The 15,224-nt window shown below is 72.7% G+C and carries 16 protein-coding genes; 6 read left to right on the plus strand and 10 right to left on the minus strand.

What is annotated here, in order from left to right; translation table 11 throughout:
- Positions 1-75 precede the first annotated feature (75 nt).
- The gene (locus ACFYW7_RS24845) at positions 76-633 is read left to right on the plus strand and encodes a pyridoxamine 5'-phosphate oxidase family protein (protein WP_389505953.1); all 558 of its coding nucleotides are present in this window, start codon (positions 76-78) and stop codon (positions 631-633) included.
- Positions 634-704: 71 nt separating this feature from the next.
- Here the strand turns inward: ACFYW7_RS24845 and ACFYW7_RS24850 are convergent, their stop codons facing one another.
- Complete coding sequence (locus ACFYW7_RS24850; RefSeq protein ID WP_389505955.1) at positions 705-1,619, minus strand: MerR family transcriptional regulator; 915 nt, start codon at positions 1,617-1,619, stop codon at positions 705-707.
- Positions 1,620-1,715: 96 nt separating this feature from the next.
- On the opposite strand from ACFYW7_RS24850, the gene ACFYW7_RS24855 reads away from it, so the two are divergent.
- Positions 1,716-3,248: an alpha/beta fold hydrolase gene (locus ACFYW7_RS24855; RefSeq protein WP_389505957.1), complete on the plus strand. Its 1,533-nt coding sequence runs from the start codon at positions 1,716-1,718 to the stop codon at positions 3,246-3,248.
- A 180-nt stretch (positions 3,249-3,428) separates the two neighbouring features.
- Here the strand turns inward: ACFYW7_RS24855 and ACFYW7_RS24860 are convergent, their stop codons facing one another.
- From ACFYW7_RS24860 to ACFYW7_RS24875, 4 genes are all read right to left on the minus strand, one after another.
- Positions 3,429-4,568 (minus strand): winged helix DNA-binding domain-containing protein, encoded by a 1,140-nt coding sequence (locus tag ACFYW7_RS24860; protein ID WP_389505959.1) that lies wholly within the window; start codon positions 4,566-4,568, stop codon positions 3,429-3,431.
- 63 nt (positions 4,569-4,631) lie between these two features.
- Positions 4,632-5,459 (minus strand): DUF427 domain-containing protein, encoded by an 828-nt coding sequence (locus ACFYW7_RS24865; RefSeq protein WP_389505961.1) that lies wholly within the window; start codon positions 5,457-5,459, stop codon positions 4,632-4,634.
- 232 nt (positions 5,460-5,691) lie between these two features.
- Positions 5,692-6,003, minus strand: a complete 312-nt coding sequence (locus tag ACFYW7_RS24870; protein WP_389505963.1) for an NIPSNAP family protein — start codon at positions 6,001-6,003, stop codon at positions 5,692-5,694.
- 147 nt (positions 6,004-6,150) lie between these two features.
- Positions 6,151-6,528: a hypothetical protein gene (locus ACFYW7_RS24875; protein ID WP_389505965.1), complete on the minus strand. Its 378-nt coding sequence runs from the start codon at positions 6,526-6,528 to the stop codon at positions 6,151-6,153.
- A gap of 283 nt (positions 6,529-6,811) precedes the next feature.
- On the opposite strand from ACFYW7_RS24875, the gene ACFYW7_RS24880 reads away from it, so the two are divergent.
- Complete coding sequence (locus ACFYW7_RS24880; RefSeq protein WP_389505967.1) at positions 6,812-7,168, plus strand: PRC-barrel domain-containing protein; 357 nt, start codon at positions 6,812-6,814, stop codon at positions 7,166-7,168.
- A gap of 75 nt (positions 7,169-7,243) precedes the next feature.
- Positions 7,244-7,417 (plus strand): hypothetical protein, encoded by a 174-nt coding sequence (locus tag ACFYW7_RS24885; protein WP_389505969.1) that lies wholly within the window; start codon positions 7,244-7,246, stop codon positions 7,415-7,417.
- A gap of 170 nt (positions 7,418-7,587) precedes the next feature.
- Here the strand turns inward: ACFYW7_RS24885 and ACFYW7_RS24890 are convergent, their stop codons facing one another.
- From ACFYW7_RS24890 to ACFYW7_RS24900, 3 genes are read right to left on the minus strand one after another with little or no spacing between them, the layout of a single operon-like run.
- Entirely contained in the window at positions 7,588-9,090 is a 1,503-nt protein-coding gene (locus tag ACFYW7_RS24890) for a pyridoxal phosphate-dependent decarboxylase family protein (protein ID WP_389505971.1), read from the minus strand.
- Positions 9,087-10,454: an MFS transporter gene (locus ACFYW7_RS24895; RefSeq protein WP_389505973.1), complete on the minus strand. Its 1,368-nt coding sequence runs from the start codon at positions 10,452-10,454 to the stop codon at positions 9,087-9,089. Before ACFYW7_RS24895 ends, ACFYW7_RS24890 begins: the two co-directional genes overlap by 4 nt.
- Positions 10,451-11,113, minus strand: coding sequence for a TetR/AcrR family transcriptional regulator (locus ACFYW7_RS24900; RefSeq protein ID WP_389505975.1), 663 nt, complete (start codon positions 11,111-11,113; stop codon positions 10,451-10,453). Before ACFYW7_RS24900 ends, ACFYW7_RS24895 begins: the two co-directional genes overlap by 4 nt.
- Before the next feature lie 465 nt (positions 11,114-11,578).
- On the opposite strand from ACFYW7_RS24900, the gene ACFYW7_RS24905 reads away from it, so the two are divergent.
- Positions 11,579-12,319: a DUF4142 domain-containing protein gene (locus tag ACFYW7_RS24905; protein ID WP_389505977.1), complete on the plus strand. Its 741-nt coding sequence runs from the start codon at positions 11,579-11,581 to the stop codon at positions 12,317-12,319.
- Positions 12,320-12,482: 163 nt separating this feature from the next.
- Positions 12,483-13,070, plus strand: coding sequence for a DUF1990 family protein (locus ACFYW7_RS24910; RefSeq protein ID WP_389505979.1), 588 nt, complete (start codon positions 12,483-12,485; stop codon positions 13,068-13,070).
- A 128-nt stretch (positions 13,071-13,198) separates the two neighbouring features.
- Here the strand turns inward: ACFYW7_RS24910 and ACFYW7_RS24915 are convergent, their stop codons facing one another.
- Both ACFYW7_RS24915 and ACFYW7_RS24920 read right to left on the minus strand, forming a co-directional pair.
- Positions 13,199-14,557, minus strand: a complete 1,359-nt coding sequence (locus ACFYW7_RS24915) for a PQQ-binding-like beta-propeller repeat protein (protein WP_389505981.1) — start codon at positions 14,555-14,557, stop codon at positions 13,199-13,201.
- Positions 14,554-15,102, minus strand: coding sequence for a SigE family RNA polymerase sigma factor (locus ACFYW7_RS24920; RefSeq protein WP_389505983.1), 549 nt, complete (start codon positions 15,100-15,102; stop codon positions 14,554-14,556). Before ACFYW7_RS24920 ends, ACFYW7_RS24915 begins: the two co-directional genes overlap by 4 nt.
- Positions 15,103-15,224 lie beyond the last annotated feature (122 nt).

Genomic DNA, 15,224 nt, shown 5'->3' on the forward strand with positions numbered 1-15,224 from the left:
GCTTCCTCCCCCGGCGATGATTTCGGCACGGTTCACCGGTCGTTATTCGAAAGAGGAGAAGACAGGAGATCCGCCATGCCGACGCACGAACCCGCCCAGCGGCCCACGACCCACCTCGACGCCCGTTACAGCTCCGCGCTCCATCCCCGCCCCGGTGCCGCGGACGTCACCGCCACCGACTGGGACGAGGCTCGGCGGCGGTTGACGGAGGCCGAGATCTTCTGGCTGTCCACGGTGCGGCCGGACGGACGTCCGCACGTCACACCCGTGATCGCCGCCTGGCACGAGGGAGTGCTGTACTTCTCCACCGGCCCGCAGGAGCAGAAGGCCAGGAACCTCGCTCATGACGGGCACTGCGCGCTGATCACCGGGCGGAACTCGCTCGACGAGGGGCTCGACCTCGTGATCGAGGGCGAGGCGGTCCCGGTCTCCGACCCGACGGCGCTGGAGGCGGTGATCGGGGCGTACGAGGCGCAGTACGGGGCGCACATCACCTCGCCGGAGGGCACCTTCCACGGCATCGGCGACGCCTTCCGGAAGGGGGACGCGACGGTGTTCGCGGTGGCCCCGGTCACCGCCTACGGCTTCGGTCGCGACGACGGCGTCTACACCCATACGCGCTGGACGTTCTGAGCCGTCGGCGGACCGCAAGGCGCACGCGCCGTCGTTCCCGAGGCGAGCGCCCGGGGCGGCGGTGCGCTGCTTCAGCCGGCCAGGTCGGCGATCTCGTCGTCCAGCGCGGCGCAGAGCCAGTCGTGGGTGGCGCCGGGGGTCGGTTCGGACGGGTCGGAGAGTTCGGCGGTCAGGTTCCAGTAGTGGTCGATCCGGGGGTCCGCGGCCAGCAGCGTGCCGAGCCGCCGGCGGAAGGCGGGTGTGTCCTTCGTCCCGCGTGATCGGGCGTAGGCGGAGACGAAGCAGTCGAGCGCTTCGCCCGCGTGCGGTGTCCGTTCCTCCCGCACCTGCCGCGCGGCCAGCGCGTGCGCCTCACCGAGACCGTCGTAGAGCACGGCCGGACGGCCCCCGTCGGGCAGGTGCGCCGCGGGCTGCCCCTGCCCGGTACCGGGGCAGGGCGCGGTGACGAAGGCGTACAGCCGGGTGAAGGCGAGCACCTGGGCCGGAGTCGGGCCCTCGGGAAGCTGCGGAACCGCCTGGTCCACGATGGCGGAGACCAGCCGGGCGGGGAGGCGCGGCGGGAGCCAGCGCCGCCAGAAGCGTGCCAGCGGAGCCGTGCTGGGCGGGACGGCAACGGCTCCGACGAGCCGCAGCCGCTCGGCGCGTTCCTCGGGGGAGCACTCCTGGACGAGCCGGAGGGCGGCCTCCTGCCAACGCAGGACCGCCAGTTGTGAGCCGATGTGCCGCAGCCGCCTGGCCACGACGTCCTCCAGCGTGTCCTGCTCGTCGAGGACCCGGCCCACTTCGGGAACCGGCAGGTCCAGCGTGCGCAGGGAGCGGATCAGGTGGAGCCGGTCGAGCGCCTCGGGCCCGTAGCGGCGGTGCCCGCCGGTACTCCGGGCGCCTTCGGGCAGCAGCCCACGGTCCGAGTAGAAACGGACGGTCTTGACGGTGGCGCCCGCACGCTCCGCGAGTTCGCCGATCGTCCACATGCTCTCAGGCGGCACGGCTTGAACCTCCCTCAGGGGGAGTTCCTACGGTACCGGCGAGCGCGGGACGCCGGGGCGACCGGCCCCGCGGAACACCGTGTGCGAGGAGACGTGATGACGGCTTTCATCTTGGTGGCGGGTGCCCACACCGGCGGCTGGATCTGGCGTGAAGTGGCCGATCGGCTGCGGGAGTCGGGGGCCGAGGCGTACCCGGTGACGCTCACCGGCATGGCCGACCGGGACGGCGCGGCGGGACCGGACACGGACCTGGAGACGCATGTCCAGGACCTGCTGCGGTTGATCGACCGACTGGACGCCACGGATATGGTGCTGGTCGGTCACTGCTACGGCATCCACCCGGTGCTCGGCGCGGCCGACCGGCGCCCGGAGCGGATCGCCCGGATCGTCCACCTGGACGCGGGCATGCCGCGGCACGGCGACCGGGCACTCGCCCTCGTGCCCGACGAGGCCCTGCGCGAGCGGCTGGCGAAGCTCTCCGACGCGGCCGGGGACGACTGGCGCGTCCCGCCGCCGCGGCCCGAGGAGTGGCAGCGCTGGGGAAGCGTCGAGGGACTCGCACCGGCCCTTCTGGATCGCCTGACGGACGAGTCCGTCCCGCAGCCGGCGGGCACGCTGACTCAGCCGCTCCAGCTGTCGGGAGCCGTCTACGAGTTGCCGTCGACGGGTGTCCTCTGCGTCGCCAACGGTTCGAGCATCGCCATGGTCGAGGGCCTGGTGGGGTTGGGGGACCCGCGCTTCCAGCGGCTCACCGACCCCCGGGTGAGCTTCTTCGAACTCGACACCGGGCACTGGCCGATGCTCTCCCGCCCCGCCGAGGTGACCGACGTGCTGCTCAGGGCCGCGGCGGGGGAAGGGCGGCGGCTGGCCGCGACCCCGAGCGAACCACCGGCGCACCTGCGCCCCTTCCTGATGGAGGTGCCGGAGCGACGTCGGGAGCGGGTGGGCCGGGTCGATCTCCACTTCCCCGACGATGTCACCGGCGAACTCCCGGACGACACGTCGCCTCGTCCGGCGGTGGTGTTCGTCCACGGCGGCCCGGTGCACCCCGACACGCGGCCGACGCCGAGGGACTGGCCGGCCTTCGTCGGGTACGGCCGGTACGTGGCGGGCCTGGGAGCCGTCGGCGTGACAGTGGACCATCGGCTGCACGATCTCGCCGACTACGGGCGGGCCGCCGAGGACATCGCCGCCGCCGTCGACCTCGTACGGGCCGATCCGCGCGTCGACGAGAACCGCGTGGCCCTGTGGTTCTTCTCCGCCGGCGGGCTGCTGTCGGCGGACTGGCTCGCGGCGCCCCCGCCGTGGCTGAGGTGTGTGGCCGCGAGCTATCCGGTCCTCGCCCCCATGCCCAACTGGCACCTCGTCGGCTCCCGGTTCCGCCCGGCGGTCGCGGTGCGTACCGCGGGCCGGCTGCCGATCGTGCTGACCCGGGTGGAACTGGAGCGGGCCGAGATCGCGGTGACGGTCGAGGAGTTCCTGGCAGCGGCGGCGGAGAGCGAGGCCGGGGTCGAGGTGATCGACGTTCCGCTCGGCCGCCACGGCTTCGAGACGGCCGGTGGTGCCGAGCGGGCGAGGCACGCGGTGGAACAGGCGGTCCGGTCCGTCCTGGGACACCTGTCGCCCTGACGCGTCGCCGCCCGTGCCCCGATCACCGTCCCTCCCGGCCGGGTCGCGGCGCCGTCTCCCGCCGGGCGGAACCCCGGCAACGCGAACCGGCCCCAACAGGGTCTCAACGGGACCCTGTTGGACGAGGGACGGCACCGCCGGCGGCATCCACGAGGTGCGCCGCACCGTCCCGGCGTGCGGTCACACCTTGACCGTCCTGGTCTCGACGCCGGGAATCCCCTTGTCCCACCAGTGTCGATAGCGCCGGTAGACGGCCGGGTCACGGTCGGCCAGCAGCGCCGCCAGTCGCTCCGCCTCCTCGGTCACCCCCAGCCAGGCGGCCTTGCCGAGTTCGCGGAAGGCGGTCATCTCCAGTCCGCCGTCGACCGTGCGCCACACCCCGGAGACCTCCCCGTCCACGAGCAGCGTGGGCAGTACGTCTCCGTTGCGCCGGACCACCCACGGCCGGTGCTCCGGGGGCATGAGCCGTCCGGGGACGACATGGGCCAGCAGCGTGCTGTCCCACATCGGCAGCAGCCTCGGCGGGGTGGGGGTGTCCTCGGCGGGCACGGTGGCGTCCGCCAGGTCGAAGAGGACGGCGCGCCCCGGTCCGGCCACCCGCACCACCTCGTCGCCGAGTTCGCGCAGGGCCTGGGTGATCACCTGGCGCCCCAGCAACGTGAACCGGGCGAAGTCCTGGGCCGAGGCGGGTCCGAACGCCCGCAGGTAGGAGAGCAGGAGTCGCCGCGCGCCGACCGCCGCGTCCCACGGCAGGGACCCGGTGTCAGCGGGCGAGGCCACGTAGGTGTTCGGCTGGGTGAACGACCACGGCCGGCCCATCGGTACGTGCTGGAGCGGCGCGTAGGTCCGCAGCGCCCACCACACGCGACGCGCGTGCTCTCCCCATCGTCCGGCGAGTTCCTCCTCCATCTCGGCGCCGGTGCGCGGTCGTTCCAGGAGCCCGGGAAGCTCGGGGAGCAGCCCGTCCGCGTCGGCGTCGGTCAGCTCGGTCGAGGTGAAGCGGCGGTCGTACAGCCGCGAGGCCCGCAGCGTGGGCATCATGACAGCGTGGAACGGGGCGTAGTCATCGGCGTGGACGGCGTGGAGCGTGATCCGCATCAGGGTCGCCTTCACGACCCGGCGCTCCTGGAACGCGGCGTCGAGATCCTCCGGCACGAAGTCCCGTACACGGTTCCACAGGGCCAGGTACGGCGAGGCCGGTGACTGCGCCTGCAGGGCGCAGAGTCGGCGGACGGCCTCCGCCACGTCAAGGTCCCCGCGTTCGAGCAGGAGTTGACGGTCCAGGGTGGCCAGGGCGAGCTGTCGCGCGGTGAGGGTCACGCCCGGATTATGCCGTCGCGGTCGCCGCGGACGCATGTCGTCCGCCCCGGGAAGGCAGGCGGCCTACGAGGGGCGACGGCGCTCCGCCGGGTCCGAGAGCGTCCTGGTGAACGGGGTGACGGGTCGCTCCAGGACCTCGCCGTCCACGGTGATGTCGACCGCCTCGTTGTAGAAGGCCAGCAGGTTCTTGATCGCGCCCACCGCGGGCAGGGGGTCGGGGTAGCTCCAGACGACGTTCGGCGGCACGGCGGCCTCGCCGCGCCACGACCAGTACCGGGCCGTGCCCTTGTAGGGGCATCCGGTGCCGTGGTCGGTGGGTGCGAACAGTTCCAGGCGGACGTCCTCGGGCGGGATGTAGAACCGCGTCGGCAGGCCGGTCTCGAAGAGCAGGACCGGCCGGTGGGTGTCGGCGACGGCGGTGCCGTCGATCTCCACCCGGACGTGGCGGCTCCCGGCGATGGCGTCCACGCGTTTGTGGGGGTCCCGGGGGTGGATGAAGATCTCTTCCTCCTCCTCGTACCAGTGGTCCAGGCCTCGGCCGACCCGGCGGAACCACTCGAAGGCGATGTGGCCGGCCAGGTCGGCCGCGGGGAACGTCCAGGCCGCGTTCTCCCGTGACTCGCCGTCGAGCTCCAGGTCGTAGAAGACCCGCGATCCGGTGTGCGTGCCCGTCGCGGGATGCGCGGCGGGGCGGAGCAGGTCCTCGCGGACGTCCGCGCGCGGGAAGGCGTACAGCGGCACCGGCACGCCGGGCTCCCACACGAGGACGGGATGCCTGCTGTCCACGACGGTGACCTCGCCCGCGCGGCCGCGCACCCGGCGTTCGCTCGGCTCCCACAGGAGACCCTCCGGGGTGGTCCGGACGGCTCGCTCGGTGGGGAACATGCCCATCACCGGACCTCCTTCGCCTCGCCCACATGGTGACTTCGGCGAGGTGGGGGCGCTTCTCCCCCGGCTCCGTGAGCTGCCCGGGGCCGCGGGACACCCGAGGGCGCTCGCCGATGTCCTTCCGGCTCACTTCCACAGTGGCACGGCTCGGGTGCCGAAGTCGCCCCGGTCCGCGGGCCCACCGCGCATCGTGCGCCGCCGCCCGGTCCTCTCCCCCGCCCCCGGGACCGGCGGCCTAGGACTCGACGTCGAGCGGCCTCAGGAAGCGGCGCTCGTACCGCTTGATGCAGCGGGTGTCACGCGCCAGCGCGAAGGCCTCCTGGCACTCCGGGTCGGTCGTGCTGTCCGTTCGGTACTGCTCGTAGGCGGCGAGCCCGGGAAACGAGAAGAGGGCGTACGCGATGTCGCTGTCGCCCTCGCTCGGCAGGAAGTAGCCGTGGTGGGTTCCGCCGAACCGGTTCACGATCCCGACCCAGCGGCGGCCGTACTCCTCGAAGTCCTCGAGCTTGTCGGCGTCGATCTCGTACTTCAGATGAATGGTGATCACGTCCTCATGATGGTGCACGCCGGGTGCGGGCCCGTGGACGCCTCAGGTGTCCGGGCGCCCGCTCGCTGGACGAGGCCGGGGCCCTGTCCCGGTGCGCGGGGCGGCCCGTCCGCGCACCGGGCGAACACGGAGAGCGGGGCGGGAGCGTCAGTCCGGTCGGTGTCCCAGTTTCGCCGACCTCCGGTTGTGTGCCTTGGTGTCCCACCACTCCTCCAGATGGGCGCGGACGAGGTGGACGAGGTGTAGCAGCCGGTCGGGAGGGGGCGCGGGTGAGGTGAACACGTCCAGCCAGGACTTGTCCTCCCAGGGCAGCCTGACCACCCAGCGCTCGTCCGGGTGGTCTCGGCGGCGCACCGTCAGCCGGTAGGTCAGCGTCACGGCGCGGCCCGGGTGGTGCTCGACCGACATCTCGTCGACGTCGAAACGGACCCCGTCGGCGGTGACGAACGAACGGCTCAGCGCCTGCTTCGCCGGCGTCCGCTCCCGCTCCCGTTCTTGCTCCTGCCCCTGCTCCTGGTCCTGCACCGGGGCCGACCGTCCTTTCCTTCGCGTGCGGCGTTCCGGCACGGGGTCACCGGCCGGCGGCGCGGGCGCCGGCCGCGGACACCTCGCCCGCGGGACGGGGCCCGGGAACGCCGTCGGTGTTCGACGATCCTGGCAGACCCCGGGGCAGGGCACCCAGCGATTTGGGGCGGAGCGATGCGCGCGCGGCGTCTCGGCACGCCGGCCGCCGGTTCCCGGCCGGGCATCGCAGAGGACCGGGGCATCAGACCCGCTATCGGGGGTACTCCCCCGGGGGAGGTTCAAGATGTTCGAGGCCGGTGACATCCGCGAATGGCGTGGTCACGACGTGGTGGATCCAGGGGGCCGCAAGATCGGCCACCTGGAGTCCGTCTACGTCGACACCGCGACCGACAGTCCGTCGTTCGCCACGGTGACCGTGGGCCTGCCCACGCGCCGTCGTCTGGTGTTCGTGCCCCTGGACGGCGCGACCGTCGGGCCGGGGTACCTCAGGGTCGCGCACGACAGGAGCCTGGTGAAGAGGGCTCCCTCCATCGGCACGGACGACGTGCTGCCCGCCGAGGACGAGCCGGGAGTCTTCGCCCACTACGAACTGGACTACGTGCCCGGCGTCAAGGGCGAGCGTCGGCTCGCCCGGCCCTGATCCGCCGGGCCCCCGGAACCACCGGCGCCCGGGAAACCCGGAAACGCCGAAGCCCCCGAAACCTCAGGAGAACCGATGAGCCTCTTTCTGTTCCTGATCCTCGTCGCCCTCGTCCTGGGCATCATCGGGTTCGCCGCCCACGGACTGTTCTATCTGCTGGTCATCGGCGTCGTCGTCCTTCTCGCCGATCTCGCCTACGCCGGAATGCGCTTCCACCGCGGCGGCCGGAGGCAGCGCACCGCCCGGTGAACCCCGGGTGGGCCACCCGGGGTTCACGGCCGCCGAGCGCCGACGTGGCGGGACGGGACGAAGCAGGACGGGGCGCCGGTGGTCCGGGCGGCGCCCGACGGGACCCGGCCACGGGCTCGTCGTGATCGCGGCTCGTCGCGAGCGCCGTCACCCCACGGGACGGATCTTCCTCACCCGCCCAGGTACGGGCTGTAGAGCGCGGACAGGAAGCGGGTGACGACGACCTCGCGGGTGGTCGCCGGGAGGGCGTCCAGGAGGCGGTTGACCGGGGCCATCCGGGCCGCGTCGTCGCCGGTCAGGTCGACACCCGCGGCGGGGAGCAGCGCCGCGAAGGACGCGTTGTCGAGTTCGGTCAGGTCCACCTGCCCGAGCAGGTCGACGATGTCGGCCGGGGGCGTCGGGGGGCCGAGCGGACGGACGACCTCCACGCATTCGCGCAGGACGGCGAGAAGGCTCTCGACTCCGGTCTCGCTGACGCCGGTGAGGGTCAGGTGCAGGTTGGCCGGGAGTCCGTCGAGGCTGAGCTGGGGCTGGAGGAAGAAGCCCCGGGCACGCGTCTCGTCGGCGAGGGCGAAGAGGTCCAGGGGGACGTCGGCGTCCGGGTCGGCGCCGATGGCGACGAGGGTCGCCTCGGGGGTGCCGAGGACCGTGAGGCCGTCGATGGCCTCGACGCCGCTGATCAGGGTGCGGGTGGCGGACAGCGCGGCGCGGCCGAGTTCGCGGTAGCCGTCGGCGCCGAGTGCCTGGAGCGTGGCCCACGCCCCGGCGAGGGGGCCGGCTCCCTTACTGCTCTGGATGGTGGAGTTGACGACGCTGTAGCCGGGCCAGGTGGCGCAGGCGTAGTAGGCGCCCAGGCGCAGGGCCTCGTCGCGGAACAGCAGGACGGAGGCGCCCTTGGGGGCGTAGCCGAACTTGTGCAGGTCGCACGAGAGCGAGGTGACACCGGGGACGGAGAGGTCGAAGGCGGGGACGGGGGCGCCCGCCTCGGCGAGCCAGGGCAGCAGCCAGCCGCCGACGCAGGCGTCGACGTGGCAGGGGATGCCGCGGGCGGCGGCGTCGGCGGCGATCTCGGCGACCGGGTCGATGACGCCGTGGGCGTAGGAGGGGGCGGAGGCGACGACGAGCACGGTGTTCTCGTTGCAGAGCGCCGCCATCGCCGCGGGGTCGGCCCGGTAGGTGGCGGGGTCGACGGGTGCGCTGCGCACGGTGACCCGCAGGTAGCTGCCGGCCTTGTGGAAGGCGGCGTGGGCGGTGACCGGGACGACGATCTCGGGGGCGAGGACGTCCGGGCGGGCGTCCCGGGCCGCCTTGACGGCCAGGATGATCGACTCGGTTCCGCCGCTGGTGAAGATGCCCGGGGTGGCGTCGTCGCCGCCGAGACGTGCGGCGGTCGCGCCGACGACCTGGCGTTCCAGGGTGACGATGCTGGGGAAGGCCGTCGGGTCGAGGCCGTTGACCTCCATCATGGTCAGGTAGGCCTGTTCGGCGGCTTCGCGCACCTCGGGACGGCCGCTGTCGTAGACGTAGGCCGTGGTGTGGCCGCCCCGGGTCGGCAGGTCGGCGGCGGTGAGCACGGCGAGTTCGGCGAGGAGTTCGGCACCGGGGCGGCCGGTCTCGGGCAGGCCGGGGTGGGCCGTCGGAGCGAGGGCGGTGTCCTGCTGAGGAGTCGTCATCGGGAGGTTTCCGTTTCTTGCCGGTCGCGGCGGCGGCCGTAGGCACGCAGGGCGGGCAGGGAGAGCAGCATGAGCAGGGCGGGGACGAGGCTGAAGCCCAGAAGGATGCCGGTGCGCGCGGTGGCGCTCTGGGCGACCGGATGGTCCAGGGTCGAGGAGACGAATCCGGTGGCGGCCAGGGCGACGGAGTAGGCGCCGGGCCCGGCCGCGAGGCCGACGGTCTCACCGGCCGTCCACAGTCCGGTGAACGCGCCGGACTGCACATGGCCGGTTCTCGCGGTGTCGGCGTGCACCGTGTCGGGCAGCAGGGCCAGGGGCAGGACCTGCAGCGCCGCGTAGCAGACGCCGAGCAGACCGCAGAGGGCGAGCGTCGCGGCGACCGCGGCGGTGCCGTTGCCGCTGCCCGCGGCCGGGAACAGGGCCGCCGCACCGAGGGCGTAGCCGCAGGTGGCGACCGTGAGGCAGCGCAGGCGCCCCCAGCGTCCGGCGGCCTTGGCCCAGAGCGGGACGGCGACGGCGCTCGGTGCGACCAGACAGACGAAGAGCAACGAGGTCAGCCCGTAACCACCGAGTCGGTAGGTGGCGACGTACGGTGCGGCGGCGAGCATGATCGCGACGGCGGCGGCCTGCAGGACGAAGGAGGCCAGCAGCGCGAAGAAGGCGCGGTTGCCTCGTGCGGTGCGGAAGGCCGCGACCAGGCCGAGTGGTTCGGTTCCGGGACGTGAGCGCACCCAGCGGGTGCCGAGGGCGGGCACCAGCAGGACCGCCACGATGACGAGGCCCACGGTGAGTCCCATCGCCCCGTAGCCCGTCCGGCCGCCGCCGGCGACGTCGACCACGAGGGGGGCGGCGCCGCCCGCGACGAGGATGCCCAGGGTCAGGAAGACGATCCGCCAGACCATGATCCGGGTGCGGACGGCCGGGACGGAGGACATCTCGGCGGGCAGGGCGACGTAGGGCACCTGGAACAGCGAGAAGGCGCTCGCGGCCAGGACGAAGGTGACGGTCACCCAGACGGCCGCTCCGCCACCGGTCATCGGTGACAGGAACATCGCCGCGAACGCGGCGGGCAGCGCGAGGGCGCCCGCGACGAGCAGGCGTGTGCGCCGTCCGGTGCGGACGGCCTCCCGGTCGCTGGCCGCGCCGACCAGGGGGTTGAACACGGCGTCCCAGGCCTTGGGCAGCGTGACCACGAGTCCGGCGACGCCCGCGGGGACGCCCAGCGCGTCCGTCATGAAGTACAGCAGCAACAGGCCGGGGACGGTGGAGAAGACGCCGGTGCCGACGGAGCCGAGGCCGTAGACGAAGAGGCGGCGGCGGGTGATTCCCTCGGCTGGGGTCGTGGGGAGGACGGCGGTCGTCACGCGTGCTCCTGGTCGCGCGGTTCCAGGGCGCCGAGCCCGAGTTCACGGACGGCGAGGGCGCGCAGGTGGGCGCGGAAGCGCGGGACCTCGGCCCGGATGCCGGAGCGGCAGAACCCGTGGGTGCTCCACAGCACCGTCCAGACGGTCATCTCGACGTCGGCGGGTCCGGCCGAACCGGCGGGCAGCGCGGCCAGGACGCCCTCGCGGACCGTGTCGCGGACGGACTCGATCAGCGGTCGCGCGTAGGTGGCCTCCAGGTCCGCGAACTCCGCGGCGTCCGAGAGCCAGCGGCGCATCCACAGGGCCGGGATGTGCGGCTGGTCGAGGCAGAAGTCGAGGTAGCGGTCGACCAGGCCGGTGACGGCGGCGACCGGATCGGTGGGCGCGAGTGCCCGGAAGGCGACCAGCGCGTCGGTCAGCACGCGCTGCTCGGCGAGGTGGGCGCGGAGCATGACCTCCCGGTAGAGGTCCGGTTTCCCGCCGACGTGGTACGCGACGGTGGCCATGTTCAGTCCCGCGTCGGCGGCGATCCGACGGGTGCTGGTCCCGTCGTAGCCGTGGTCGGCGAAGAGGGCGGTGGCCGCCGCGACGATGCGTTCTCGACTGGCGTCGGCGGGCGGTGGGGCGGGGGCCGGTGCGGCGGGTGGCGAGTCGGACATGGCGGGGAGGATACGCCGCCGGCGGGTACCGATCAATCGATTGATGGAGACCAGTTCCGGCGCCTTCCTCGGACCCCTTCGCCCCGCCTCCCGACGGTTCCGCCGGGCCCCGCACCGTCTCCGGGCGATTTCGCCAGGCCCCTCACCGACTCCCGGCGGTTGCGCCAGGCGTCCCACCGGTCCGCCGCGGCACCGACCCCCTCCGGGCGTGGCGTCGCTCCGCCGTCGAGTGACAGCGAACACGCGTCCGTCGCCGCCGGGGGCGAGTCGCCGCGCCGGGAGTCGCGCGTGACCTCGCCCGATCGCACGGCCACGGCCCGCGCCGGGGCGCTCTCCCCGCACCGCACCCATCCGACTGTGACGCAGAACACATGGCAGAACGCAAGTTTCACCCGGCTCAAATGATCAATCGGCCCGTCTCGTCCGTACCTCTTGCCGTATCGGATGGTCACGTCAGGAGGCATCATGCCCGTCTCACGCAACTTGGCAGGAACGATCTTCGTGGGCGGCGCGTTGATTCTGACCCTCAGCGCGATCGCCTATCCCACGATGCTGGGCGTCCAGAACACGTCCAGCTCGCCCACCCGCGTCATCGCGAACACGCGCTACGGCCCGCTCACCGAGATGGACCGCGACTTCGTCGTCAAGGTCCGGGCGGCCGGGCTCTGGGAGTACCCCTTGGGCGAGATCGCGCTGAAGAAGGGCTCGACGCCGGAGATGCGCGAAGCCGGTAAGCATCTGATCGTGGGCCACGCCCGGCTCGACGAGATGTGCCGCCAGATCGCCGTCGAGCTGAACATCACGCTGCCCAACCAGGCCTCGCCGCAACAGCAGCAGTTCGTGGCGACCGCCGTCGCCCAGTCCGGCAAGCAGTTCGACACGACGGCCGCCAACATCATGCGCGTGACGCACGGCCAGATCTTCCCGCCCATCGCCAAGGTCCGTGCCACCACCGAGAACTCGCTCGTGCGGAAGCTCGCGAACCTCGCCAACGACACGGTCCTCGACCACATCACCATGATGGAGAAGACCGGCACCATCAACTTCGGCCAGGTACTGGCCCAGCAGAACGCCGCGCCGAGCCTCCCGAAGGACCAGCTCACGCCGCCCCCGCCGCCGCCGGGCGCCCCGGTCGTCGTGCTGACCGCGCGGCCCGACCTGAAGGTGAACACGACGTCCCCGACGCCCAGCCCGACGGTCGGCTGACCGGCAGCGGGCCCCAGGCTTCCCGTCCGCGGTACGCCGGGGCCCAGGATGACATCCTTGGTCCATCGGCGGTCGTCACCTGAGAGACGTCCGTGTGCCGGGTCACGACGCGGCCCGCGGCGCGCTCACGGCCGGCCGCGTCTCTCGCGCGTCAGGAGTTCCCGTGCCGTCGGACCGACCCGCGCCTCCCGGCCCCGTACCGTCGGCCGACACCCTCACCTACGCTCCGAGCGGCGCCACGCGCCCCGGTGACGCCGTGTGGTCCGGAGGGATTCCGGGCCACCGGCGCCATGAGCGGACCGTCGTCGTCGGGCGGGGCGACCTGGACTGGGACGCCGTGTCCGACGCGCTCCTGCGCTGGGGTGTGAAGCGCCGCAGCGGTTTCGAGGTCACGCCCTTGCGGGGCGCCGGCGCTCGCGTCGGCGAAGGCGCGTACTACAGGATCACGGCGGCGTGGGGGCCTCTGGCCGTTCACGAGCCGGTCCGCGTCGTCGCCGTCGTCGACACACCCGACACGCGGGGCTTCGCCTACGGGACGCTGCCGGGTCACCCCGTGTCCGGCGAGGAGGCCTTCATCGTGCGCAGGGCCCCCGACGGCCGGGTCACCCTGACCCTGCGTTCCCTGACCGCGCCCGCTCCCAGGGGAATCCGGCGGCTCCTGTTCCCACTGCTCCTGGTCGCACAACGCTTCTGCCGTCGCCGCTACGAACGCGCCCTCAGGGGTGTCCGAGGACAGCCCGCGGGCGGTTGAGCTCCTGACCGGGGCCGGACAAGCCCCGACCCGGTACTCCTACCGCTCCGGCTACGACACCCCCCTCTCCACAGCAGGTCGGGCGTCGGCCGGGGCGGAGACGCCGCCCCGGCCGGCGCCCCTTCCGGTCAGTCGTCGTTGCCCGGCAGAAGGGTGACGATCTTGCTGCCGCTCCGGGCGACCAGCACGTCCTCGTAGAGCAGGACCTGGGGCGAACCCTCGAAGATGTTCCCCGAACTCGGTTCACCGGTCTCGATGTGACGGTGCCAGACCTGCTCACCCGTGCGCAGATCGAGGCCGGACAGATCTCCGCCCGGGCCGAAGAGGTACACGACCCCCCGCGTCGCCGACACCACGGCAGGCGCCATGTTGCCCACCGCCATGTCCTTCTCGGACAGCTCGAAGCCCGCTGGGGCGGTCCACAGCCTCTTCCCCGTGGTCAGCGAACAGGCCGAGGCCTCACCCTTCCACGACACGGAGATCAGGTGATCACCGACGACATCCAGTTTCGCCGGCTTCCGCTCCGACCGACAGGAACGTGAGGTCTGCTCCCCGGACCCGTCGATGACGGTCAGCTTCAGGTCCTTGGAGCCCGGTTCCCTCGCCGCGGCCAGGACCATCCGGTTCCCCGAGGTCCCGATGAGCTGCTGCCCGCCGGGAAGTGTCGTGACCTTCTCGGCATGTCCCGTGGCGGGATCGAGGCGCAGGACATCCGTGTGGTCCGGCTTCTCGGCGTCCCGCATGCATGCCAGATGCGGCACCCCTTCCAGCACCGCCCGTTGACAGATGGTTCCCTTGGCCCAGGTGTGACTCCACATCACCTTGCCGGTCCGCGGATCCAGGGCCGACATCGTGCGGAGCGAGGGGGTGTTCGCCAGCACCGCGCCCTTGATGAGCATGGCGGCCTGGGGCGTTCGGTCGTCCTGCGGCATCCTGACCTTCCACAGCACGGCGCCGGTGCCGGCGTCCACCGCCATCAGGTCGGTGCCGCCCATGTAGTCGCCGCTCGGCAGGTTCTTCGCGGTGTGGTTGCGGTAGGCGAAGACCACACCGTCGCGCACCGCGATCGGGCCACGGAGTCCGTCGCCCTCGCGATTGACCTTCACAGTCCACAGCCGCTCGCCGGTGTTGGCGTCGAACTTCGCGGCGTCGTACTTGGATCCGCCGCAGTACAGCGCGGACCCGTCCACCACACAGCCGTAGTCGCTGCCGCCCGGGACGTCGCTCTGCCACGGCTTCCAGCCCTGCGGCGACACCGCGGGCCGCGCGGGCCGGTCGTGGTCGCCCGCTCCACCGCCCCCGAAGCCGAACACCGCCCCGGCGGAGATCGCGGCGACGGCCACGGTCACCCCCGCCGCCTGCGAGAAGCGGCGCCGGCCGTGCCGCCGCACCACCTTCTCGGCCAGGTCCGCGGGCGCCCGTACCCCGTCCAGGGCGACCGCGCGCAGCGTCGCCCGGACCTTCTCCTCCACCTGTTCCGTCTTCATGCCTGGACTCCCTTCGACGCGTAGTTGAGCGGCCGCACCTGTTCCGGGGGACCTTCTGGTGCGAGCTCGGGCACAAGCGCCCGTAGCTTGGCGAGCGACCTGTACGCCGTACTGCGCACCGTGCCGACCGGGCAGCCCAGCAGCGTCGCGACCTCGCCCTCCGGCAGGTCCTCGAAGTAGCGCAGGACGACCACGGCCCGTTGCCGCTTCGTCAGGTGCCCGAGCGCCGCCCACAGCGCGATCCGCAGCTCGGAGTCCGGCTCGGCGCCCGCGTCCCTGTCGGGTTCGGGCAGTACGGGCACGGTCGTCTCGGCGCGGTGTCTGCGCAGCCGCCACCGGTTGACCTGCTGGCGGTACAGGATCCGGCGGACGTACGCCTCGGGCTGTTCGATCTGCCCCCAGCGCCCGTAGGCCTTCATCAGCGCGATCTGCAGCAGGTCCTCCGCGGCGTGCTGGTCCCCGCCGGTGAGCAGCACCGCGAGCCGCAGCAGCGCGGTGGAGCGCATCGCTACGAACTCCCGGAACTCGTCGTGATTCGACGCCATCCTCGGCCCTCCCCTTCTTGGCACCCATCACGACGCGATGAGTCTCCCGCCGCTATCCCTCGGCGGGCGAGTTCGTGCGGCCGAGTGCCGGTGAGCCGCGTCACCGCCGGGGAGCGCGGCCG

Origin of the sequence: Streptomyces sp. NPDC002580, from assembly GCF_042889485.1 — a bacterium.
Lineage (GTDB): Bacteria > Actinomycetota > Actinomycetes > Streptomycetales > Streptomycetaceae > Streptomyces.

Bases quoted from the DNA above. Each gene is read 5' to 3' on its own strand.
- ACFYW7_RS24845 (WP_389505953.1), top strand. From the start codon at position 76: ATGCCGACGCACGAACCCGCCCAGCGGCCCACGACCCACCTCGACGCC.
- ACFYW7_RS24855 (WP_389505957.1), top strand. From the start codon at position 1,716: ATGACGGCTTTCATCTTGGTGGCGGGTGCCCACACCGGCGGCTGGATC.
- ACFYW7_RS24865 (WP_389505961.1), bottom strand. From the start codon at position 5,459: ATGGGCATGTTCCCCACCGAGCGAGCCGTCCGGACCACCCCGGAGGGT.
- ACFYW7_RS24880 (WP_389505967.1), top strand. From the start codon at position 6,812: ATGTTCGAGGCCGGTGACATCCGCGAATGGCGTGGTCACGACGTGGTG.
- ACFYW7_RS24885 (WP_389505969.1), top strand. From the start codon at position 7,244: ATGAGCCTCTTTCTGTTCCTGATCCTCGTCGCCCTCGTCCTGGGCATC.
- ACFYW7_RS24890 (WP_389505971.1), bottom strand. From the start codon at position 9,090: ATGACGACTCCTCAGCAGGACACCGCCCTCGCTCCGACGGCCCACCCC.
- ACFYW7_RS24900 (WP_389505975.1), bottom strand. From the start codon at position 11,113: ATGTCCGACTCGCCACCCGCCGCACCGGCCCCCGCCCCACCGCCCGCC.
- ACFYW7_RS24905 (WP_389505977.1), top strand. From the start codon at position 11,579: ATGCCCGTCTCACGCAACTTGGCAGGAACGATCTTCGTGGGCGGCGCG.
- ACFYW7_RS24915 (WP_389505981.1), bottom strand. From the start codon at position 14,557: ATGAAGACGGAACAGGTGGAGGAGAAGGTCCGGGCGACGCTGCGCGCG.
- ACFYW7_RS24920 (WP_389505983.1), bottom strand. From the start codon at position 15,102: ATGGCGTCGAATCACGACGAGTTCCGGGAGTTCGTAGCGATGCGCTCC.